The sequence below is a fragment of the Barnesiella propionica genome, from assembly GCF_025567045.1.
In the GTDB taxonomy this organism is placed as follows: domain Bacteria; phylum Bacteroidota; class Bacteroidia; order Bacteroidales; family Barnesiellaceae; genus Barnesiella_B; species Barnesiella_B propionica.
This window is the reverse complement of sequence record NZ_JAOQJK010000006.1, coordinates 127560-151015: the sequence shown is the minus strand read 5'-3', so window position 1 is coordinate 151015 and position 23456 is coordinate 127560. Positions and strand designations below refer to the sequence as shown.

Sequence of the window (23456 nt, the reverse complement as noted above, 5' to 3'; positions counted from 1 at the left end):
GAAGACATTCCGGGAATAAGGGTATTAAAAGGTATATGAAAAGAGTTCTTTACTATTGGATTATTGTTCTCGGAGTGATTCAAATTCGTTTTTTTTGCGTATCTTCGCCAGCCTGTAAAAGAGGTTGAATGGATAAACTTAATTTTGCTGCTATTGACATTGGTTCCAATGCCGTACGGTTGCTGATCAAGGGGATCGTTGCTGGGGAAACGGAACAGGACTTACGAAAGGTCTTTATTGTTCGTGTACCTTTACGATTAGGTCAGGATGTATTTACCAGAGGACGTGTATCAAATGAAAAAACCGAAAAACTTCTTCGTTTGGTAGGTGCTTTTAATCAGCTTATGCAGGTTTATAATGTGATAAGTTACAGGGCATGTGCAACTTCGGCCATGCGTGATGCCTCGAACGGAGCCGAAATCGTGCGTTATATTTCTGAAATGACAGGGATATATATAGAGATTATTGACGGAAAGGAGGAGGCTCGCATCGTTTATGACAGCCATAGTGTGGATATATTGGATTCCGACGGTAATTTTGCTTATGTGGATGTAGGAGGAGGAAGCACTGAGATCAGTGTCATCAGTGATCGCTCATTGATCGATTCTCATTCCTATAATATAGGAACGGTACGGATTCTGAATAACCGGGTGGATAATTCTGAATTGCAGCGTATGTATAAAGATCTTTCTGCTTTATACCGCCAATACGGGAATATGGAAATAATAGGTTCCGGTGGGAATATCAATAAATTATACCATTTGTCAGGTACGCCCGGGGGGGAACCGTTAACAGTCCGTTCCCTGACCTCAGTAGTAAACAGGTTGCGTTCCATACCGGTTAAAAAACGCATAGATGATTTGGGCCTTAAGCCCGACCGCGCCGATGTTATCGTACCGGCCGGTGAGATTTATATGCAGGTGGCTTCGCATTTGGGTGTAGAGAATATATGGGTACCTACCATAGGAATTGTCGATGGTATAACGTATACGTTGTGTGCCGGATACATCCGGGATCACAAATGTGAAAACTGATTGGTTTCTCCTTTTTTAAATCCTTGTTTGCGCAAAATAAAATCTTTGATGAAATTTGCAGTGTCTTCGGTCCCCAGTATGGAAGAATCCACTGTAAGATCATACGAAGCGGCGTCTCCCCAATCTTTATCGGTATAGAAATTATAATAAGCGGCTCTTATCTTGTTTTTCTTTTCGGCCAGGTCTCTGGCTTCCCGTTCATTGGCTCCGTCGTTTCTTGACAAGATGCGTTTGATTCTTTCTTTCTCGGGAGCATGAACGAATATGTTGTAACAGTTGGGATAATTACGCAATATATAATCGGCGCAGCGGCCTACGATAACGCAAGGACGTTCTTCTGCTATTTTTAATATTACGTCGGACTGGAATTTGAAAATGTATTCATTTGATAGTCCACCGTCGTTCAGGATACCGCCTGCACTGGTTATCCAGTTAATGGAAAAAGCATGCATAAGGCCGTTCGGGGCACGTTCGTCGGCTTTTTCAAAATATTCCGTACTGAGTCCGCTTACTTTGGATGCTTCGTTGATCAATTCTTTGTCATAATAAGCGATACCGAACTTATCGGCCAGAAGTTTTCCGATCTCTCTTCCGCCAGAGCCGAATTGACGGCCTATCGTGATAATCAGGTTTTCTTTCATGGCTTGTATGTTTTATGGTTACTATACAAACATATATATTTTTCTTAGAAATTACTATCCTCTCTTATATTTTTGAGTTTTTTTATCCTTTATCCGAAATATAAAGCACGGAACGATGATTTTTGTTTTCTTTTTCTTTTGTAAAGATGAAACTTTTTTAGTTATCTTTGTAAAATAACAAACACAACAGGAATGACTATGGGTGACGATTTACAAAAAGTATTAAGTAAAGATACCGACGGGTTACTTACCTATGAATATATAGCCAACCACATGGGGCATTGTGATGATGAAATGGGAGAACTGGCCGATAACATCATAAAGGTGGATCACAAGGGACAAATCACAGTAAGCGCAGCGCTTTATTTACATTCGACGGATAGTGAAAAATATGCTCCGTATGTGGCTAAACTTATTCAGGCTTCCCTCGAGAAAGATAGAGAACATTCTTATATAGCGGACTTACTGCCCGGTATATGGGGCGAGGATTATAAAGAGCATGTTGCCGAATATAATGCTTCGAGCGATCTTTTTCGACGTATATATAAACGTGTCTATGCAGAAGGTATTTGAACGGTTTTATGTTTTGGATAAATAAGAGAGGCAGGAACGAATTTCGTTACTGCCTCTCTTATTATTTAGATATATAATTTTAGAGTTAAAACTAATAAGAGGAATATGGCCTATGGAATATCAGTGGAAAAAATTGTGTTGAAAAACATAATTATGCAACAGATATTCTTTATGAATGGAGAATAAATCTTACCTTTGCGGCATAATTAGTTATCGGATATTTATCCTGCTTTAAAAAAGATTTTTATATGGAATTAAACAAGAACTTCAACGACGGTCTTTGGAGTAAAGAAATCAATGTAACGGACTTTGTAAAAACGAATATCACGCCTTATGACGGTGACGCTTCTTTTTTGGAAGGACCCACAGAGAGAACCAAACGGGTCTGGGCTGTATGTCTGGAAGCAATAACCGAAGAAAGAAATAATAATGGAGTGCGCTCTATAGATAACCGGAATGTTTCGACTATAATTTCACATACAGCAGGTTATATCGATAGAGAAAATGAACTGATCGTAGGATTACAGACCGATGAGCTGTTGAAACGGGCTATCAAACCTTTCGGCGGGATCAACGTTGTAGCCAAAGCTTGTAAAGAGAACGGGTTGGAAGTAGATGATAAAGTAAAAGATATTTTTACCCATTATCGAAAAACACATAATGACGGTGTATTTGACGTATATACCGAGGAGATACGTTCATTTCGCTCTTTAGGATTCCTGACGGGATTACCCGATAATTATGCACGGGGACGTATTATAGGCGATTACCGCCGTTTGGCTCTTTACGGTATAGACCGATTGATCGAGGCTAAGCAGAACGATTTGAAAGGATTGACCGGACCTATGACCGAAGCCCGTATTCGTCTAAGAGAAGAAGTGGCGGAACAGATAAAAGCACTCAGGGACATAAAAGTCATGGGAGAATATTACGGTTTGGATTTAAGTCGCCCTGCATATACCGCGCAGGAAGCTGTACAATGGGTGTATATGGCATATCTGGCCGCAGTAAAAGAACAGGATGGCGCTGCTATGTCATTGGGAAATGTTTCTTCTTTCCTGGATATTTATATCGAATATGATTTATCTCATGGGATTATTGATGAAGTATTTGCTCAGGAATTGATAGACCAGTTTGTTATAAAGTTACGTATGGTACGCCATCTGCGTATGAATTCGTATAATGAAATATTTGCGGGAGACCCTACATGGGTAACCGAATCCATAGGAGGACGTTTTAATGACGGCCGTTGCAAAGTAACGAAAACATCTTTCCGCTTCCTGCAAACACTATATAATCTCGGACCGTCTCCCGAACCGAATATGACGGTACTCTGGAGTTCCGAATTACCCGAAGGGTTCAAGAAGTTTTGTGCCAAAGTATCCATAGATACTTCTTCCGTACAATATGAAAATGACGATTTGATGCGTTTGGTACGGCATTCCGATGATTATGGGATTGCCTGCTGTGTTTCGTTTCAGGATATAGGCCGTCAGATACAGTTTTTCGGAGCCCGGGCCAATTTGGCGAAAGCTTTGTTGCTGGCTATTAACGGAGGCCGCTGTGAAAATACCGGAACACTGATGATACCCGGCATACCGGTACTTACGGGAGAGGTGCTGAAGTATGATGAGGTGATGGCTAATTACAAAGTAGTATTGAAAGAGATCGCCCGTGTGTACAACGAAGCTATGAATATCATTCATTATATGCATGATAAATATTATTATGAGAAGGCCCAGATGGCATTTGTCGATACCAATCCCCGTATTAATCTGGCTTATGGTGCGGCTGGTCTTTCGATTGCCGCCGATTCACTTTCAGCGATTAAGTTCGCTAAAGTAACCGCACACCGGAATGATATAGGATTGACCGAAAGCTTTGATATAGACGGCGATTTCCCTTGTTATGGTAATGACGATGACAGGGTAGATGAACTGGCGGTAGGTCTTACACATTATTTCAGTGAAGAATTGAGCAAGCTGCCCGTATATAAAAATGCCCGTCCTACTCTTTCCATACTTACAATCACTTCCAATGTCATGTATGGCAAGAAAACAGGTGCTACCCCCGACGGAAGAAAAAAAGGAGTAGCTTTTGCACCGGGAGCGAATCCTATGCACGGACGGGATGCAAAAGGGGCTATAGCTTCTCTTACGTCAGTTGCCAAAATCAGCTATAACGACGCTCAGGATGGAGTTAGCAATACATTTTCGATCGTTCCTAAATCTTTAGGTGTGACAGAAGAAGACCGGGTTGATAATCTGACGTGTATGATGGATGGTTATTTTTCTAAGGGAGCTCATCATCTTAACGTAAATGTGCTGAACCGTGAAATGCTGGAAGACGCTATGGAGCATCCCGAAAAATATCCTCAGCTCACAATACGCGTATCGGGTTATGCCGTTCATTTTGTAAGTCTGAGCCGCGAGCATCAGCTTGAAGTGATATCCCGTAGTTTTCATGACAGGATGTAAAGAGGAGAAATGCCGATAGAGTATAAAATATGATACAAGTACATTCATACGAAAGTATGGGGACTTTCGACGGGCCGGGACTCCGGCTCGTCGTGTTCCTTCAAGGTTGTAATTTCCGGTGTCTTTATTGTGCCAATCCCGATACCATCGCTAGTGGCGGAACAGCCACTGATGCCGAAGAAATAGTGCGTATGGCTCTTAGCCAGAAAGCTTTTTTCGGTAGGAGAGGGGGGATTACGTTCAGTGGAGGAGAACCAACATTGCAGGCTTCGGGACTGTTGCCTCTTTTCAGGAGGTTAAAAGAAGAAGATATTCATATATGTCTGGATACGAACGGAAGCGTGTGGAACTGTGATGTAGAAGAACTATTATTATTGACCGACCTTGTTCTGCTCGATATCAAGGAATACGATCCTGTTAAACATCAAAAACTGACAGGTCGTTCCAATTTACATACATTGAAAACGGCCGAATGGCTGGAGTTGCATGATAAACCTATGTGGCTGCGTTATGTTCTTGTTCCCGGATATTCCGATTTCGAGGAAGATATCAGATCCGTAGGTAGAGATTTAGGCGATTATAGAATGATACAAAGAGTCGAGATTTTGCCTTATCATACTTTAGGAGTACATAAATATGAAGCGATGGGCATACCCTATTTGCTTAAGGATATAAAAGAAAATACTCCCGTACAGATAGAACGTGCACAGGAGTTGTTTTCTTGTTATTTTCCTTTGGTTTATGTGAACGGGTAATTTAGAATAATTTCTTTAGTTTCCGGTTAGCTCGTTTATTTCTTTTTCAAGTCCTGCTATTTCATTGTCAAATGCTCCGGGAGTTTCCTCTCCGGCTTTCGTGTAGCAATCTATGGCTTCTTCGTAATTCTTTTTGGCCTTTTCAATGTCACCCGTCAGTTTGTTCAGTTGAGCTGTGCTTTGAAGTACGGCGGCTATATACAAGTTCCCTTCCGTCGGATTATCTATAGATAGCTGACGATATATTTCCATCGCTTTTCCATACTCTTCGAGCGCGGATTCATAATTCCGGATATTGCGGTGGATATTGCCTAAATGGTGCATAGCCGAGGCTACTAAGGTGATATAGGCCTTTTGTCCCTGTGAAATAATATTTTTAAAATTGCTCAAAGCTTCTTTGAAGAGATCTTCCGCTTCCTGATATTCTTCGTTTTTCCCCAGGTAATAAGCCAGAGTGTACCGGCTTTGGGCCGCCAGTCCGTTAAATATCATAGGATTATCTTCTCTCAATTGTTCCCGGATATTCAGGGCGTCGCGCATTAGTTTTATTGATTGCTCCGTTTCTTGTTTATCATGATGCAATTTGGCCATTTTTTCCAGAGTATCCGCCATATCGGCGGAATGAACGATCTGTAAGCGGTTGTATAATTCTATCTCTCTTGTATAGATTTCCAGAGCTTTGTCGGGGTATCCCATTTCCATATACAGATCTCCCAGATCGTGAGTGATATTCAATAATTCCGGCAGAAAAGTTTCTGCATCCTGGTCGATCAGTGCTTCATATATTTCTTTTACCTCTTTGTAACGGCTCTCAGCTTCGTCTGTCGCCCCCATTTGATACAGTAAAAATCCGTAATTGTGTATAGGACCGGCCATTTCCTCGTCCGGTAAACTACCTTTTCCCAACTGTATCGCTTGTTTGTAGGCTTCGCAGGCTAAATCGAATTTTTCATCGGCTCCATAATCTCCCGCTTTTAATAAGTAACGTTCTATTTCATTTCGTAAACTATTTAGTTCTTTTTCCGATTTCATAATATTTTTGTTTTTTTATATTATGCGATAAAGATAAATAAAAAAGTTAGAACAGGGAATATTGCTGAACCTTTCTTGTAAATGTCACATAATTATGAATATACTTAAAGACTAATTCAAGAATGGCGCTATAACCTTTTGTGTATTATATATGTTATACGCAAAAGGAAAATAATAAGCAATAGGTGTAAGAAAAAAGATTATTATTATATTTGTACAAATTTTTAGGCAATATAATGGTTGCTGTATATGAAAAAGAATATTATTTATTTGTTGATTTTATTCCTGTTTAATATGAGCTGCGAATCTAAAAATAAAGATACGTATGTAGTTATGGAAACATCTTTGGGGCGTATCAAGCTGAAATTGTATGATGATACTCCTTTACACAAAGAGAATTTCATAAAACATGTCAATGACGGATTTTATGATGGAATTTTGTTCCATAGAGTGATTAACGAGTTCATGATACAAGCGGGTGACAGCACTTCAAAAAATGCTTCTGCCGATAAATTGTTAGGAAGAGGAGATGTGACTTATACAATACCGGCCGAATTTATATATCCCAAATATTTTCATAAGCGCGGAGCATTGGCGGCAGCTCGTTTAGGTGATCATGTGAACCCTGATAAAGCTTCCTCAGGAGCACAGTTTTATATAGTTACAGGTAAAGTTTACGAACCGGTGCAGTTGGAACAATTAGAAAGACAGCTGAGGATGATGCAGGAAAAACAAGTGTTTGACAGTTTGGCATCGGATCAAAGGCCTAAAATCGTAGAAATGAGAAAGGCTCGTGACATGGAAGGGTTACAGGCTTTGCAGGATACGCTTATTGCACAGATGAAAGAAATAGTTTCCAAGGAACCGGTAAGCCTTACTCCCGAACAAAGGGCGGCATATTCGACTGTAGGAGGAACACCTCATTTGGACGGTCAATATACTGTGTTCGGTGAAGTAGTGGAAGGAATGGATGTCGTGGATGAGATACAGAAAGTGGAAACCGGAGCGGCTGACCGTCCTTTGACAGATGTAAAAATATTAAAAATGAAAGTCGTCGAACAGTGATAAAGGTCAACAGGCACATTTTAGATAACGGATTACGTATTTTACATCATCGTGACGACAGTACACAGATGGTGGCATTGAATTTGTTGTATGATGTCGGTGCCCGTGACGAAGACCCTCAACGTACAGGATTTGCCCATTTGTTTGAACATCTGATGTTTGGAGGGTCTGTAAATATCCCGGAATTTGATACTCCTTTGCAAATAGCCGGTGGTGAAAACAATGCCTGGACGAGTAATGATATTACGAATTTTTATACGGTAGTTCCGGCTTATAATGTAGAGACTGCTTTCTGGCTGGAATCGGACCGGATGTTATCATTAGCTTTTACGCCACGTAGCTTGGATGTGCAAAAGCAGGTCGTGATAGAGGAATTTAAACAGCGAAATCTTAATCAGCCTTATGGCGATATGGATTTGTTGCTTCGTCCTCTTGCCTATAAAGTCCATCCTTATGCATGGCCTACGATAGGAAAGGATATATCACATATTGAAGGTGCTACTCTGGACGAGGTAAAAAGTTTTTTCTTCCGGTATTATGCTCCCAATAATGCGATATTATCGGTGTCGGGGCATATATCATTTGATGAGACTGTGCGTTTATGCGAAAAATGGTTTGCACCTATAGAACGAAGGAATGTTCCGAAGAGGAATTTACCGGTGGAGCCTTTGCAAAACGAGCGCCGGAGTATGGAAGTTGAACGCAATGTTCCGTTGGATGCTATAAAAATGGCATTCCATATAGGAAAACGTACCGATGTGGATTATCATTGTTATGATACTTTATCGGACATATTGTCCAACGGGAATTCATCCCGTTTATTCCGTAATTTGGTAACGGACAAAAAAATATTCGCCGAGGCGGATGCCAGCATTACGGGTGATCTTGACAGCGGATTGTTTTTGTTATCGGGCAAGTTGTTGCCGGGAGTGACAATGAAAGACGGGGAAGAGGCATTGTTGGAAGAACTGGATCGGCTTGTAACGGAGAAGGTCGGCGAAGAAGAATTGCTGAAGGTTGTTCATAAATTCGAATCGAATGATATGTTCTCCAACATCAATTATCTCAATAAAGCTACGAATCTGGCATATTATGAGTTATTTGACAAGGCCGAAAGTATTAATACGGAAGTGGATAAATATTACAATCTGACTCCGGGGCGTTTACAAGAAGCGGCAAGGAAAGCTTTTGTGGCTACAAATTGTTCTGTCGTATATTATAAGGCCCGGAATTGAACGTTTCATGATATTTCAGGTATTGGAAAAATAGTTATTTTCTTTTTGTTATATGAAAAAATAACATTATGCGCTTTAAATTGATATTGTCTGTAAGGTCTGATTCGTATGGTAATGTACTGCCGGTAAGTTATCAGTATGAATTGTCTTCTTGTATTTATCGGAAACTGAGGGAATGCCCCGAACTGTATAGGAACTGGTTAGGGATGAACGGCTTTTTTCCTGAGTACGATATGAAATACAGGTTATTCTCAATATCCAATTTTTATATTCCGAAGATAAAAGTAGAACAGGACAGGCTGTTTGTTTTAGCGCGGCGCATCCAGATGTGGATTTCATTTTTACCGGAACGGGGAACCGAAGAATTCGTAAATACACTGCTAAAAGAAAAAACATTGTTGATTGGCGACCGGAAATCGAAAGTTGAACTGGTTGTGGAAGATATTGTACCTTGCCGGCCATTGGTTCAAAAGGACACCCTCGATTATTTATCGCTTTCCCCTATAGTCCTGACTAATTTACGCGGCGGCAAGGGATATGAATATTTGTCTCCTGCTTCGGAAAATTATAATGAATATTTATTACAATCCATTTTACGGAAGTATGAATATTTTTACGGAAAGCCGTTTGAATATGATCCCGGATTTAAAATGGAATTTCTGAATGAACCTAAAAGGAAAGGTATTTTCATTATGAAATATACGTCCGATGAGACAAAGATCATAGGCTACATGTATAAGTTCAGGCTTACTTTGCATCCAGAGTTGCATCAATTGGCTTATTGTACGGGGATAGGAGAAAAAATTAATTTGGGATTCGGGTGTATCGAAGAACTGAAGTAGATGCTGATTTTTACTCCATCAACAAAGAAATGGAGAATAAGAGGAAAAAATAATCAAAATTTATATGAATTGACAATTTTATTTCATTAATTTGCTCATGTAATTGAAAGCTGCGGCTTTTATAAATAAATTGACTATGAATGAAGCTCTCGAAAGGTCTGTGACAAATGAAGAACAAGAGTTACAGAACACAACCCTGGATACTCAACCGGAGGTAACAGAAGTTCCGGAAAAGCAGAATGTAAAACTGACAAAGGAACAAATTGTAGAAACACTTCGCGATTTGATCGAAAAACCGGTAGAAGACGTAAAAGAGGAAGTCGATTCTCTTAAACAAGCGTATTATAAAATTAAAAAAGCGGAGATAGAAGAAGCAAAGAAATTGTTTGTGGAGCAGGGAAATCCTGAAGAACAATTTCAACCGGAACCTGATTCTTTGGAAGAACAATTAAAAGAGTTGCTGGCGACATTCAAAGAAAAGAAAGCCTCATACCTCGTACAGTTGGAACAAGTGCGGGAAGAAAATTTACAAAAGAAAAAAGAAATTCTCGAAGAGATAAAATCTTTGACCGAAGATACCGATAATATTAATAAGCATTATAACCGTTTTCAGCAATTACAACAGTCGTTCAAAGAGAGTGCGGAGTTACCTGCTTCTTCGGTGAATGATCTTTGGAAAAATTATCAGGCCTATGTAGAGCGTTTTTACGATTTACTGAAAATAAATAAGGAGCTGAGAGATTACGATTTTAAAAAGAATCTTGAACAAAAGCAGGCTATTTGCGAATCGGCCGAAGCTTTGTCTTCCAATGAGGATATTATTGCGGCATTCAAAGCACTGCAGCAGTTGCATAATGAATGGCGGGAAATAGGACCTGTTGCTAAAGACCTTCGTGAAGATTTGTGGAATCGTTTCAAAGATGCTTCTACCATAATTAATAAGAAATATCAGCAATATTTCGAAGCCCGTAAAGACGAAGAACAAAAGAACGAAGATGCCAAGACTCAATTATGTCTTACGATTGAAGCAATTGAAGTGGATAAGCTTACTTCCTTCAACATGTGGGATGAGAAAACCAAAGAAATAATTGCTTTGCAGGAACAATGGAAGCAGTTGGGGTTTGCTCCTCGTAAGACGAATAATGTTTTGTTTGAGCGTTTCCGTAAAAGTTGTGACGATTTCTTTAATAAGAAAGCGGAGTATTTCAAAGCCGTGAAAGATGAATTGGCTCAGAATCTGGAAAAGAAGAAAGCCCTTTGTGAAAAAGCAGAAGCATTGAAGGATAGTACGGACTGGAGATCTACCACCGATACTCTTATCGCTTTACAAAAAGAATGGAAAACAATAGGTCCGGTGGCTAAAAAATATTCCGATGTGGTGTGGAAACGTTTTATCACCGCTTGTGATTATTTCTTTGACCAGAAGTCAAAACAGACTTCGTCCCAGAAAGCACAGGAACAAGAAAATTTGAAAATTAAAAAGGAGATAATAGCCAAGTTGGCTGCAATAGATGAAACGACACCTGATGCCGATGCCTCAAAAGCGGTAAGAGAACTTATGGCACAATGGCAATCGGTCGGTTTTGTCCCTTTCAAGGAAAAAGATAAAATATATAGAGAATATCAAGATGCATTGGATAAGCAATTCTCCCGGCTCAATATGAACGAAACGCGTAATAGATTGGATTCGTTCCAGTCTACCGTACAGCAAATGGCTTCGGACCAGTCGCAAAACAAACTGTACCGTGAGCGGGAGAGGCTGATGCGTTCTTACGAGCAAAAGAAAAATGAACTGCAGACCTATGAAAATAATATGGGATTCCTTAATATTTCTTCGAAAAGTGCTGGTGGATTGCTGAAAGAAATGGAACGTAAAATGCAAAAGCTGAAAGAAGAAATGGAGCTTATTGTTCAAAAGATCGAAGTTATAGACCAGAATTTATAATAAACGCAAGATCTCCCATAGCCGGAGGTTTATGCTGAAAATATCTTTATCGCAGGTTTTTTGATGATCTGCGATAAAGTTCCCATCTATATCCGGAGAAGACCGCCGGAAGATGGGGAACGATGTAGTGATATAATTTAAATTTTTAATCTTGCTATGGAATCGAGAGGACGGTACGGATACTTGTTACGGTCATTGATTGTCGTTATAGACTTTTTGTGCCTTAATCTGGTATACGCTTTGGTCTGTATATGGGGGAGCGAAGATTCCGAGTTCAGGAATAAACTGGTGTGGCTTTTGCTTAATTTCGCTTATTTTCCTGTAGTAATGATTTTTTCCGGTATACATAACCGGAGGATTGTATATATAGACCATGTACTTATAAATGCCACCCAGGCAATAGCTGTTCATGCTCTTATTTTTATCGCTTTACTCTCTTTCCTTAAACTGGATGGTATTCATTCTACTACTTTAGTGGAATATTATTCCATCTTTTTTATGGTGATATGCCTGTGGTGGGTATCTTCCCGTAAAATACTGAAATATTACAGGAGTAAAGGTTACAATTTTAAAAGAGTTATTATAGTAGGCGCCGGAAAGACAGGATTGTTGCTTTATAATGAATTGCAATCCGATATAGGCTACGGATATAAATTTATGGGATTCTTTGATGATAACCTCTCTCGAAAAGATGAAATTCCTATGTATAAAGGAGTCGTTGATGATGTAGAGGACTATGTAAGGAAGAATAATATAGATGAAATATATTGTGCCTTGCCTTCTACTCAGGATGTTCGTATCCTTCGGTTATTGAAATTCTCCGAGGCGAATACGGTTTCCTTTTTTATCGTACCCGAAGCCAGTAAATATATGTTACGTCGTCTGCACTTCCAGATGATGGGACGCGTTCCTGTTTTTTCCGTTCGGGAAGAACCCTTGCAAAATCCTTTGAATTCGGGTATTAAAAGGGCATTTGATATCATATTCTCATCTGTTGTCCTTTTATGTTCCCCTTTTCTTTTTTTACCCATTGCCATAGCTGTCAAATTATCTTCCCCCGGTCCTGTATTTTTCAAGCAGAGAAGGACCGGTTTCAGAGGTCAGGAATTTTCCTGTTATAAATTCCGTACCATGAAAGTAAACGATTGCAGCGATACTTTGCAAGCTACAAAGAATGATCCCAGGAAAACGCGGATAGGTGAGTTCCTGAGAAAGACCAGTCTGGATGAATTACCACAGTTTATTAATGTTTTTATGGGCGACATGTCGGTCATAGGCCCCCGTCCCCATATGGTGAAGCATACACAGGATTATTCTCAGATTATAGATAAATATATGCTGCGTCATCTTATTAAACCCGGTATAACCGGCTGGGCACAGGTAAACGGATATAGAGGAGAGACCCGTGAATTATGGCAGATGGAGAAACGAGTGGAATATGACGTATGGTATCTTGAGAACTGGAATTTCTGGTTGGATATCAAAATTATATTTCTGACATTATATAATGCCGTTAAAGGAGAGAAGAATGCCTTCTGAACAAAGTAGAATGTCTGTCGATGAACTTTTGGGACAAGCTGCCGGATTTCTGAAAAAATATTACGGTTATGATACGTTCCGGCCTTATCAGGCCGAGATTATCCGGGCTGCTCTGGAAGGGAAAGATACGCTGGTACTTATGCCTACCGGAGGCGGGAAGTCCCTTTGCTATCAATTACCTGCATTATTGTTACCGGGAACGGTCATTGTAATTTCACCCTTGCTTTCTTTGATGAAAGATCAGGTAGATGCTTTACAGGCCAACGGGATTCCGGCGGCAGCATTGAATAGTATGCAAGGAGACGCCGAAAACCGTAGTATACGCGAGCAGGCTTTACTGGGACGCTTTCGATTATTGTATATATCTCCGGAAAGGTTATTGGGAGATATGGACTTTTGGTTACAAGGAATGAATGTTTCTCTTTTTGCGATAGATGAGGCTCATTGCGTTTCTCAATGGGGACATGATTTCAGGCCCGAATATACCCGGCTATCCGTGATTCGTTCCCGTTTTCCGGAAGTCCCTGTCATGGCACTCACTGCTACGGCCGATAAATTGACGAAAGGCGATATTATACAACAGCTGGCATTGGAAGATCCCCGCATTTTCATTTCATCGTTCGATCGTCCGAATATAAGTTTACATGTACGGGCGGGATACTCCAAACCGAAAAAAATAAAAGAAATACTCTCCTTTCTGGAAAATCATCCCCGGCAAAGCGGGATTATTTACTGTCTGAGCAGAGATAATACGGAGAAAGTGGCACAGGAACTTGTGCAATATGGTATTATGGCATCTTCCTACCATGCCGGATTGTCGGCTCAATTAAGAGAAGATGTGCAAAACCGTTTCTTGAACGATGAAATACGGGTGGTATGCGCCACTATTGCTTTCGGGATGGGAATTGATAAATCGAATGTCCGCTGGGTAATACATTATAATATGCCTAAAAGCATGGAGTGTTATTATCAGGAAATAGGACGTGCCGGGCGGGACGGTCTTTCGGCCGATACATTATTATTCTATTCATTAGGAGATGTTGTTATGCTTTCCCGGTTTGCCGAAGACAGCGGGCAAAGTACCGTAAACAGGGAGAAATTAAGGCGCATGCAGCAATATTGCGAGTCTCCTGTTTGCCGCAGGCGAATATTATTAAGCTATTTCGGGGAAGCATACGAGCATGATTGCGGTAATTGCGATGTCTGCAAACATCCGCCTGTCCGTTTCGACGGAACCGAAATTGCGCAAAAGGCGTTGAGTGCTATGGTGCGTACCGGAGAAAAGACCGGATTTAATATGCTGATAGATATTTTAAGAGGTTCACGGCGGTTCGATCTGCTAAGTGCCGGATATGACCGTATCAGGACTTTTGGGGCAGGAGCCGCATACAGCTACCATCAATGGCAAGGATATCTGTTGCAGATGTTACAACTGGGATATTATGAAATTGCTTACAACGACCATAATATACTCAGGGTTACTTCTACTGGCTGGAAGGTCTTGCGTGGAGAAACGGTTGTATGGCTTTGTGAAGTAACGGAAGAACAGGAGAGACCGAAGAATAAACGAATAAAAAAAGAAGAGCAGATAAAAGAATCCCTTTCGTTGGAGGAACAATTGTTCGAGTCTTTGAGACTGCTCAGATTAAAGATCGCTACCGAAGAAGGAAAACCGGCCTATGTCATATTTACCGATAAAGTATTGTACGAAATGGCAGAAAAGAAACCGGTATCAATATCCCAGCTTGCCGGGATAAGTGGAGTAGGAGAGGCAAAAGTGGCTAAATACGGTAAAGATTTTATTGCTCTTATTCGCAAAGAAACAGGTGAAAAATCGGCGAGGAAAGGAGATTCTCTGGAAGAAACATTATATTTGCTCGGACAGGGAAAAAATCTGGAAGAAATAGCTTCTATGCGAAATCTGCAGGAAACGACAGTTTGCAGCCATGTGGCGCAGTTAATAGGAGAGGGGCGCTATAAGGACTGGAAAAAATTAGTTACGCCCGATGAAATATTGTCTGTCGCCCATGTTTCCAAAAAAGGAAATGGAGAGTTGAAACCTATTTATGAAGCCCTTGACGGAACACTCTCCTATGGAAAAATACGGATTATTCTGGCCGTTCTGGGTTTGTCCGATATGTTTTAACGGTTATTCGTTTGCCATACTTCTAAATACTCTGAAGAGTTTTTCAAGGTCGTGCGAATACAGGTTTATTTCTATTCTGTCTCCGGGTATTAAGGGGACGTTATCTCTCAAGCAGGTTTGATTACGTACAATAGATACGATTTTACAGCCGGCCGGTAATTCGATTTCATTTTTACATTTTCCTTCCATATATGCGCCTTCTGAAATTTCGAACGGTATTGTCAAACGTGATTCATCCGTTTTAATATCTGCAGGCAACAGTCTTTGGTATAACATATCATATACGGGTTTAACGCGGAACATTTCACTGATGAAATAAGTAAAACCTACTACAACGATCATCGGGAATAATGCTTCGAATTTTGCGGTCATTTCCAGTATCAGTACAAGTCCCGTTATGGGAGAACGTACTACTGTCGCGAACAAAGCACTCATGCCTATTATCATAAAGAACCCGAAATGTTCGGGTGCTATATACCCTAATTTTATCAGAATAAGCGCGAAAAGTTTTCCGGTGAGCCCCCCGATTACCAGTAAAGGTAGGAATATACCGCCCGGGAACCCCGTAGAATAACACAAAGTAGTGAACACCAGTTTTATAATGATAACTATTGCGAGCGTGAAAATAGCCTTGTCCGCCAGACCTTCTTCCAATAGATAAGTTTCCCCTCCGGCTACCAGGCCGCTCATATAATATCCCAGGATATAGGTGATAACCATAATGCCGAGTAATTTCAGCCATGCGGGAATAGGACTTTCGCTATACCGTTTCTGAAATTCCAGTAACAAATAATTGAACGATTTTCCTATTGCTGTGAGTATAAGAGAGAATGCGACGAACGCAATGAACATACCGGCTGTTCCTAATTCGGTGGGATATGAAGTATTAATGAGGGCGTACGGATTAGTGGTGAATACAATACTCGCCATCCATCCCGAAATAATTGCGGCCAGTAATGAAGTAATGGCGATTTTTACCGAATCGAATTTTTCCATTTCCTCAATAACAAAAATAGAAGAAGCCAGAGGTGCGGTAAATGCAGAAGATAAACCTGCACTTGCTCCTCCCGTAAGTAAGTAGCGCTGTTCGGCAACACCGGCTTTTCCCCATTTACCTATAAGTTTAGCGACGAAAGCTCCCATTTGTACCGAAGGACCTTCCCGTCCCATGGATAATCCCATTCCGATACCAGCTACTCCTCCCGCGAATTTTGCCAGCAGAGTTTTAAAAGCGTGTTTAAATGCGAATCGTCCGTAAATGGCTCCTTCGGTCTGAGGTATGCCGCTACCCGAGATGACAGGGTACTTTTTGACCAGGAAATGTATACCCATGGCGACGCACCACATGCCCGCGATTATAATGATATGCAATATCCAGAAATGATGCGGTGCGAAAAGAATATCTCGTAAGGCAGCCATTTTGACAAGCAGATAGCGGTAGGGAACAGTGATGAGTCCGGTAACGGCTCCTACCAGAATACAAAGAGAATAAAGTTTGATATGGTCAAATTTCATACTTCTGTTTTTGCTCTTAACGGAAAATAAAGAGGAGAAGTTCATAAAGAAATGTTTTCTTAATTTTTGAGTGCATATGAGTATATTATAAATTTTAATTATTATCTTGCACCTTATTATAGATTAAGAACAAACATTCACAAATAACTATGAAAACAAGACATTTTATTGTGCTTTCAGTATGCTTATTATGGGCCTGTGTTGCCGGTGCACAGAATCAGCGTTTTGAAAATGCACTTGATTTCCGGGTAATTAACCAAGGGTTTTCTCAAGGATTGGAAGAGCCTTTCGATCGTCTACCTTTGAGCATGAAAGACAGTGTACGGCCCGATTTATGGCAACGTTCTAAAAATACGAGCGGTATAGGTATCCGGTTTCGTACCAATTCTACCAGCATCGCAACCAAAATGGAGTTAAGGTGGAATTTCTCAATGAACCACATGTCATTTGTAGGTATAAAAGGACTTGACCTGTATTGCCTGAACGATGAAGGCAAATGGCAATTCGTGAATGCAACCCGTCCGAAAGGAAAAGAACAGACATTTGTGCTGGTGGAGAATATGGAACCTGAAGAACGGGAGTTTATGCTGTTTCTGCCTTTGTATGACGGAGTATTAAGCCTGGAAATAGGAGTGGACAGTACTGCAACATTGATGCAGCCGAAAGTGGATTCTCCGCGCAAAGAAAAGAAAATAGTCGTTTATGGAACCAGCATTACACAAGGAGGGTGCGCTACACGTCCCGGAATGTGCTACAGTAATATAATGTGCCGGGATTTGGATTGCGAATTTATCAATCTGGGTTTCAGCGGCGAGGGAAAACTGGATATGGTAATGGCAGAAGCTTTGGCTAAAATGGATGTGAACTGCTATATAATAGACTGTATACCTAATTGTACCTTGAACGATGTAAAAGAAAGAGCTTATAATTTTGTAAAATACCTTCGTGAAAAACGTCCTGAAGTGCCTATAGTTATGGTAGAAGGACTTCTGTATCCGTATTCCCAATATAATACTTTCTTTAAAAAATATCTTCCGGAAAAGAATGCAGCTCTTCATGATGCTTTTAAAGCTTTGAAAAAAGAAAATAAGAAAAATTTGTATTATATGACTTGTGAAGGTATTGTCGGATATGATGAAGAAGGAACGGTAGACGGTATTCATTATACCGATATAGGTTTTCGACGCTATGCAGACAAAATGATTCCTCTTTTAAAGAAACTCATCAAATAACATTTGTTGTTTTTTAAGATCGATAAAAGGTAACGAGGTGTAGGCCCCGTTACCTTTTATTGTTTTAATATTGTCAATATTGCCGGTTACTTCAATGTTTTGTAAGATAATATATGGATAGTGACGGCAATAGTGATCCCGATCAGGAGCATCTGAATCCATAATATTCGTACCAGCCATATCGACAGGGCTATGGTGAGCCACATCGTAGTAATAGATATGATTTTTATTTTCAAGGGGATAGCCCTGTAAACCTGAAAATTCAATACAGTATGCCGGAATAGGGGAATTTTCATAACACGGTCGTATAGACGTTGCGAACTTCTCATATATAAGTAAGCCGTAAGCAGCCAGAAAGGAGTAGTGGGCAGCACCGGAATGAATAACCCCAGGAAACCGAGAATAAAGCTCAGAGTTCCCAGGATCGAAAAAAGGAGTCGTTTGGGATTCCTCGGAAGATTCATACTATAGGCAGATGAAATCGTTCGTGATATTGAATCCTCGCAATAATTCTTCCGTGCGGAGTCGTTTTTTTCCGGCCAGTTGTAGTTCTTTTAATCTTATATATCCGTCTTTACATGCGATATCTATATATTTTTTCCCGTCGGTAAAGACCTTTCCGGGATTAAAAGAATGTGAGGTGTGTATTTTTTCTGTTTCGAATATCTTCACACTATAGCAAGTACCGTCGGGAGTTTCCATTTCGGTCCAGGCTGCAGGATAAGGCGATAACCCCCGTATGAGATTATATATTTGTTCAGCGGGAGCATTCCAGTCAATATGGCAGGTCTCTTTAAATATTTTGGGAGCCGGACGTAGCGGTTCTTCGCAAATCATGGTATCCTGTTCTATTGATTTTACCGTACCGGCAAGGATAGAATCTACGGTCTCGAGAACCATCTCTGCTCCCATCGTCATAAGTTTGTCGTGAACTATGCCTACATTGTCGGTTTCGGCAATAGGTATGCTTTTTTGCTGGATAACGCGTCCTGTATCTATTTCGTGGGTGAGAAAGAACGTGGTTACTCCGGTTTTCTTGTCTCCGTTAATAACCGCCCAGTTAATAGGAGCAGCACCCCTGTATTGAGGTAAGAGTGAAGCATGGAGATTGAATGTTCCCAATTTGGGCATATCCCACACGACTTCGGGGAGCATTCTGAAAGCCACGACAATTTGCAGATCTGCTTTTAACGAATGTAATTCATTCAGAAACTCTTCATCCTTTAATTTTACAGGTTGCAGCAATTTCAGATTTTGTTCCAGGGCATATTGTTTTACGGCGGAATATTGTATCTTATGTCCCCGTCCGGCCGGTTTGTCCGGCATCGTAATGACACCAGCCACGTTATAGCCCCCTTCTACCAGGCGGCGCAGACTTTCTACTGCAAAATCGGGAGTACCCATATATACGATACGTAATTCTTCTTTCGTCATCTTTTTGTCGTTTTTACAAAGTGATAATAATATTCTGCGAACTTTCTGTTTCGGAATATTTACTTTATTTCTTTTAATCGGGTTTAAATTGCAATCGTGTTTAATCCTGTGAAAAATGGACCAGCACGCGCCGGTAGGAATTGAATATTTTCGATTTGGAAACAAAACCTACATATTCATTGTTCTCAACGACCGGTAAATTCCAGGCATTTGTTTCATCAAATGTTTTCATTACTTGTTCCATGCTCATCCCTACCTCTATTTTTGCTGGGGGAGAGACCATGAATTTACGCACGTACATGCGTTTGTATAGGTCTGGCCGGAACATGATATTGCGTATGTCGTCTAAAAGCACTATCCCCAGCATTTTATTGTTCCGGTCGGTCACGGGAAATATATTACGGTGTGACTGGGAAATGACTTTCACCATATCTCCCAATGTCATATCGGGTTGTACGGTAAGAAAATCTTTTTCGATCACACTGTCCATTTTCAATAAGGTGAGTACGGCTTTATCCTTATGATGGGTCAGCAGTTCGCCTTTCTTTGCCAGACGCATTGTATAGATACTATGAGGTTCGAATATTTTTATAGTGGCGTAAGCTACGGTCGAGGTTATCATAAGAGGAAGAAATAATTCATATCCTCCCGTCAGTTCGGCAGTAAGGAATATGGCCATCAGTGGGGCGTGCATAACTGCGGCCATGACACCGGCCATCCCCATAAGGGCAAAATTCTTGGCAGATAATTCCATAGGCATGCCTATATGATTCAACGTGTAAGCAAAAAAGAAACCGGCAAAACATCCCACATAGAGGCTGGGAGCAAATGTTCCACCTACTCCGCCGCCACCGTTGGTCGCACTGGTGGCGAAAACCTTAACTAAAATAACCAAGCTTAATATTAAGATCATATTCCATGCCTGTTCCCGGCCGGCGTAAAATAAACTGCCCTGTGTTATTTCTTCATAATGTCCGCTTAAAAGCTGCAGGATAGATTCATATCCTTCACCGTACAAAGGCGGCAGTAAAAATATGGAAAGACTTAATATAACGGAACCGAACGCGAATTTTTTCCATGGAGTCCCTATTTTTCTGAAGATGTTTTCCATCCGGTTCATAACACGGGTAAAATAAAGAGATACGAATCCGCAGAAAACACCCAGTACGATAACGTATGGAATACGTCCGGCCACAAATTCTTCGGTTTGGACAAAACTGAACTCGGCATTATATCCGGTGAAAATATAAGACACGGTAACGGCGGTAATAGAAGAAACGAGCAGAGGGAGTACCGATGTGGTCGTAAGGTCTACCATTAAAACTTCCAAGGTAAAAAGCATCCCGGCGATAGGTGCTTTGAATATACCGGCGATAGCTGCAGCCGAGCCGCACCCGACAAGTAGCATCAATACCCGCTGATCCAGCCGGAACAATCGTCCTATATTGGAACCTATAGCCGCTCCGGTATATACGATTGGTGCTTCGGCTCCTACCGAACCACCGAATCCGATGGTAATGGAACTGGCAATGACCGAAGTATACATATTGTGAGGTTTCAGCCGGCTTTTCTTTTGTGATATGGCATATAATATGCGGGTGACACCATGACTGATGTCATCTTTTACTACATATCTTACATAAAGTCCAGCCAATAAAATACCGATAACGGGATATATCAAATAGAGATAATTAGCCCCGTCCACGGACAGATGGTCGGTAAGTAAGTTCTGGATGGTGTGTATAAGATATTTCAGCAGCAAAGTGGCAGCCGCGGTGAATATGCCTATTATGAAACTCAGAATAAGAATGAAATTTCTTTCTTTCAGATGTTTCTCTCTCCAAATAAGTAACCTGAGAAACCAATCTTTTTCTATTGTAATATCTTCTTTCATCAGATCCCTTTTCCTGTAATCACTGTCTTAATGGTGTAGATAATTATTTTCATATCTACCAGCATGGACATGTTCTCTAAATATAATATATCGAATTTGAGTCGTTTTATCATTTCATCTATATTGCGGGCGTAGCCGAACTTGACCATTCCCCAGGAAGTAATACCCGGTCTTATCTGGTATAATAAAGTATAATACGGAGCTTTCTCCATGATTTTCCGGATAAAAAACTCCCGTTCGGGGCGGGGACCGACGATGGACATATCTCCTTTTAATACATTCCAGAACTGAGGTAGTTCGTCAAACCGGTATTTGCGTAGAATATGTCCTATACGGGTAATACGTGTGTCGTTTTCGCTCGAAAGAGCCGGTCCTTCCGTTTCGGCATCCTGTCTCATCGTTCGTAATTTATACAGGATAAAAGGTTTATGTCTGTAGCCTATCCTCTCCTGACGGTAAAATACAGGACCTTTGGAATCCTTTTTTATATATATGGCGAGAATTGCCATGACAGGAGCAATCAAAACAAGAGCTATACAAGACAATAAAATGTCCAGTCCCCTTTTTATATTCTTATACGAATCGGAAGCTACGCAGCTTGTCATATCTACCAGGGGGGTTCCGTATATATTCGTAAGTTTTACCCGCGAAGAAATAAGCTCGAAATCGTTCAATCTCAATTTTATAGGAAGATCAAGAGGATATAGACGGTTTATAATGAAGTGCAGTTGTTGACGGTTATAACTGTCGGGGACAATAATAAGCTCCTTGATGTTCATTTCTTCAATAATTTCGCTTATGTTTTCCAGGGAATAGACAGGACGGGGTAATGTTTGTGTTTTTTCCTTGGGAAGCTGTACGAACCCGACAATGTTGTATCCCATGGATTTTTTCATTTGCTCCAGTTCGTTATAAAACTTGACAGCCGATTTTCCTGCTCCGATGACCAATGTGTTGAATTGCCATATTCGTTTATGAATTTTTTTTGTGGCATAAGATGTTATCCAGGCTCTTGATATGTAGATACAAGTGAACTGAATTCCGATAAGTCCCAATATGAGTTCGTAATTATCCTTGCGGAATGGCATTACGTCATTGATAAGAGCGATGAAAAATATAAGAATGGCACAAATGACGGTAGAAGAAAGAGATGTGAAAAATTCCTGAAGGCGGGATTTGAAAAAGGGCTGGTTATAATAGCCGGAAAAATAATAAATAGCCATCATCAGTACAGGAAAAAATATCTGTCCTTCTATAACGCGCCAGGAAGATAAATAAACTTGTAAAGATTTGAAATTGACAAATGCTACAAAATAATATCTCAACAGATTAAATAAAAACCAAGTTACGTTGGAGGCTATGAAATCCCCAACGACATATTTTATTTGTTGTTGTTTTCTGTTTATCAATCGCGTATGATTTTTATAATACCACCGGTTCCCAGTTTAATAATACTGGATGGTTTTGCAGGTGCGTTTTCGTCCCTGCGTATGGTTACAACGTAATCCACTGCATTTTTAATTTCATCCGTTATATCGGCAAAACATTTTGGAGCAGCTTCTCCGCTGATATTTGCCGAAGTAGAAACGACCGCTTTACGAAAACGTTCGCATAATTTTTTTGAGAATTCTTCTTTAGTTATACGTATGCCTATGCTTCCGTCTTCCCCGATAAGGTTCGGTGCCAGGTTACGGGCCCCGTCATAAATTACGGTAAGAGGTTTGTCTGCCGCATCCAGTAAGTCCCAAGCAATATCAGGAACTTCACGGATATAAAACTCGAGCTTCGAAGGCCGGTCAGTCAATACGATCATTGCTTTATTATCAGCTCTTTTTTTTATGTCATATACCCGTTTTACCGCTTTTTCATTAGTTGCATCGCAACCGATTCCCCAAATGGTGTCGGTAGGGTATAAAATAATACCTCCCCCCTCCATAATTTCACAAGCTTTCTTTATGTCTTCCTCCATCTCGATCAATAAGATTATTTTACGTAAATTGATACAGGTTTTCTAAAAAAGAATAATACAAAGGTAAGTAATCGGATTTCGATTCACAAATAAAAAATATTCTATTTTTGTTGTTTATTAAATATGTA

At 40.5% G+C, this 23456-nt stretch carries 19 protein-coding genes and 1 pseudogene; 12 read left to right on the top strand and 8 right to left on the bottom strand.

Annotation, left to right across the window (positions count from 1 at the left end; all coding sequences use genetic code 11):
- Window positions 1-128 precede the first annotated feature (128 nt).
- Window positions 129-1034: a Ppx/GppA phosphatase family protein gene (locus OCV73_RS09755; protein WP_147551725.1), complete on the top strand. Its 906-nt coding sequence runs from the start codon at window positions 129-131 to the stop codon at window positions 1032-1034.
- On the opposite strand, the gene OCV73_RS09750 is transcribed toward OCV73_RS09755, so the two are convergent.
- Window positions 1016-1675, bottom strand: a complete 660-nt coding sequence (locus OCV73_RS09750; RefSeq protein ID WP_147551723.1) for a cytidylate kinase-like family protein — start codon at window positions 1673-1675, stop codon at window positions 1016-1018. The genes OCV73_RS09755 and OCV73_RS09750 overlap by 19 nt on opposite strands.
- A 192-nt stretch (window positions 1676-1867) precedes the next feature.
- Here OCV73_RS09750 and OCV73_RS09745 point away from each other — a divergent pair, with 192 nt between their 5' ends.
- From OCV73_RS09745 to pflA, 3 genes are all read left to right on the top strand, one after another.
- On the top strand, window positions 1868-2248 hold the full coding sequence (locus tag OCV73_RS09745) for a hypothetical protein (protein WP_147551721.1): 381 nt from the start codon (window positions 1868-1870) through the stop codon (window positions 2246-2248).
- Between the two features lie 248 nt (window positions 2249-2496).
- The gene (pflB, locus tag OCV73_RS09740) at window positions 2497-4725 is read left to right on the top strand and encodes a formate C-acetyltransferase (RefSeq protein WP_147551719.1); all 2229 of its coding nucleotides are present in this window, start codon (window positions 2497-2499) and stop codon (window positions 4723-4725) included.
- 29 nt (window positions 4726-4754) lie between these two features.
- A complete protein-coding gene (gene pflA, locus OCV73_RS09735) occupies window positions 4755-5480 on the top strand; it encodes a pyruvate formate-lyase-activating protein (protein ID WP_147551717.1) in 726 nt (241 codons plus the stop codon).
- 15 nt (window positions 5481-5495) lie between these two features.
- Here the strand turns inward: pflA and OCV73_RS09730 are convergent, their stop codons facing one another.
- On the bottom strand, window positions 5496-6512 hold the full coding sequence (locus OCV73_RS09730) for a tetratricopeptide repeat protein (protein ID WP_147551715.1): 1017 nt from the start codon (window positions 6510-6512) through the stop codon (window positions 5496-5498).
- A gap of 249 nt (window positions 6513-6761) precedes the next feature.
- Here OCV73_RS09730 and OCV73_RS09725 point away from each other — a divergent pair, with 249 nt between their 5' ends.
- The 7 genes and pseudogenes from OCV73_RS09725 (at window position 6762) to OCV73_RS09695 (ending at window position 15284) form a co-directional block, all read left to right on the top strand.
- Window positions 6762-7577, top strand: a complete 816-nt coding sequence (locus tag OCV73_RS09725) for a peptidylprolyl isomerase (protein WP_147551713.1) — start codon at window positions 6762-6764, stop codon at window positions 7575-7577.
- Window positions 7574-8812 (top strand): M16 family metallopeptidase, encoded by a 1239-nt coding sequence (locus tag OCV73_RS09720; protein WP_147551711.1) that lies wholly within the window; start codon window positions 7574-7576, stop codon window positions 8810-8812. The genes OCV73_RS09725 and OCV73_RS09720 overlap by 4 nt, the downstream gene beginning before the upstream one ends.
- Before the next feature lie 68 nt (window positions 8813-8880).
- Window positions 8881-9654, top strand: coding sequence for a CRISPR-associated endoribonuclease Cas6 (cas6, locus tag OCV73_RS09715; RefSeq protein ID WP_147551709.1), 774 nt, complete (start codon window positions 8881-8883; stop codon window positions 9652-9654).
- A gap of 136 nt (window positions 9655-9790) precedes the next feature.
- Window positions 9791-11599 carry a DUF349 domain-containing protein gene (locus tag OCV73_RS09710; RefSeq protein ID WP_147551707.1) on the top strand — a complete coding sequence of 603 codons (1809 nt, stop codon included), beginning with the start codon at window positions 9791-9793 and terminating at the stop codon, window positions 11597-11599.
- A gap of 156 nt (window positions 11600-11755) precedes the next feature.
- Entirely contained in the window at window positions 11756-13138 is a 1383-nt protein-coding gene (locus OCV73_RS09705) for an undecaprenyl-phosphate glucose phosphotransferase (protein WP_147551705.1), read from the top strand.
- 10 nt (window positions 13139-13148) lie between these two features.
- Window positions 13149-14957, top strand: a pseudogene (gene recQ / locus OCV73_RS09700) (DNA helicase RecQ); the annotation flags it as partial.
- Entirely contained in the window at window positions 14940-15284 is a 345-nt protein-coding gene (locus OCV73_RS09695) for a helix-turn-helix domain-containing protein (RefSeq protein ID WP_394802958.1), read from the top strand. The pseudogene recQ and the gene OCV73_RS09695, both read left to right, overlap by 18 nt.
- Before the next feature lie 3 nt (window positions 15285-15287).
- Here OCV73_RS09695 and OCV73_RS09690 read toward each other — a convergent pair whose 3' ends face one another.
- Window positions 15288-16799 carry a ClC family H(+)/Cl(-) exchange transporter gene (locus OCV73_RS09690; RefSeq protein WP_167551246.1) on the bottom strand — a complete coding sequence of 504 codons (1512 nt, stop codon included), beginning with the start codon at window positions 16797-16799 and terminating at the stop codon, window positions 15288-15290.
- 149 nt (window positions 16800-16948) lie between these two features.
- Here OCV73_RS09690 and OCV73_RS09685 point away from each other — a divergent pair, with 149 nt between their 5' ends.
- Entirely contained in the window at window positions 16949-18031 is a 1083-nt protein-coding gene (locus tag OCV73_RS09685; RefSeq protein WP_147551701.1) for an SGNH/GDSL hydrolase family protein, read from the top strand.
- An 86-nt stretch (window positions 18032-18117) separates the two neighbouring features.
- Here OCV73_RS09685 and OCV73_RS09680 read toward each other — a convergent pair whose 3' ends face one another.
- The 5 genes from OCV73_RS09680 to OCV73_RS09660 all read right to left on the bottom strand — a co-directional run bounded on the left by OCV73_RS09680 (window position 18118) and on the right by OCV73_RS09660 (window position 23328).
- Window positions 18118-18495, bottom strand: coding sequence for a YbaN family protein (locus tag OCV73_RS09680; RefSeq protein WP_147551699.1), 378 nt, complete (start codon window positions 18493-18495; stop codon window positions 18118-18120).
- A 1-nt stretch (window position 18496) separates the two neighbouring features.
- Window positions 18497-19465, bottom strand: a complete 969-nt coding sequence (gene fmt, locus OCV73_RS09675) for a methionyl-tRNA formyltransferase (RefSeq protein WP_147551697.1) — start codon at window positions 19463-19465, stop codon at window positions 18497-18499.
- Between the two features lie 100 nt (window positions 19466-19565).
- Window positions 19566-21359: a chloride channel protein gene (locus tag OCV73_RS09670; RefSeq protein WP_147551695.1), complete on the bottom strand. Its 1794-nt coding sequence runs from the start codon at window positions 21357-21359 to the stop codon at window positions 19566-19568.
- Window positions 21359-22768 (bottom strand): sugar transferase, encoded by a 1410-nt coding sequence (locus tag OCV73_RS09665; protein WP_147551693.1) that lies wholly within the window; start codon window positions 22766-22768, stop codon window positions 21359-21361. Before OCV73_RS09665 ends, OCV73_RS09670 begins: the two co-directional genes overlap by 1 nt.
- Window positions 22765-23328, bottom strand: a complete 564-nt coding sequence (locus OCV73_RS09660) for an L-threonylcarbamoyladenylate synthase (RefSeq protein WP_147551691.1) — start codon at window positions 23326-23328, stop codon at window positions 22765-22767. Before OCV73_RS09660 ends, OCV73_RS09665 begins: the two co-directional genes overlap by 4 nt.
- Window positions 23329-23456: the final 128 nt, after the last annotated feature.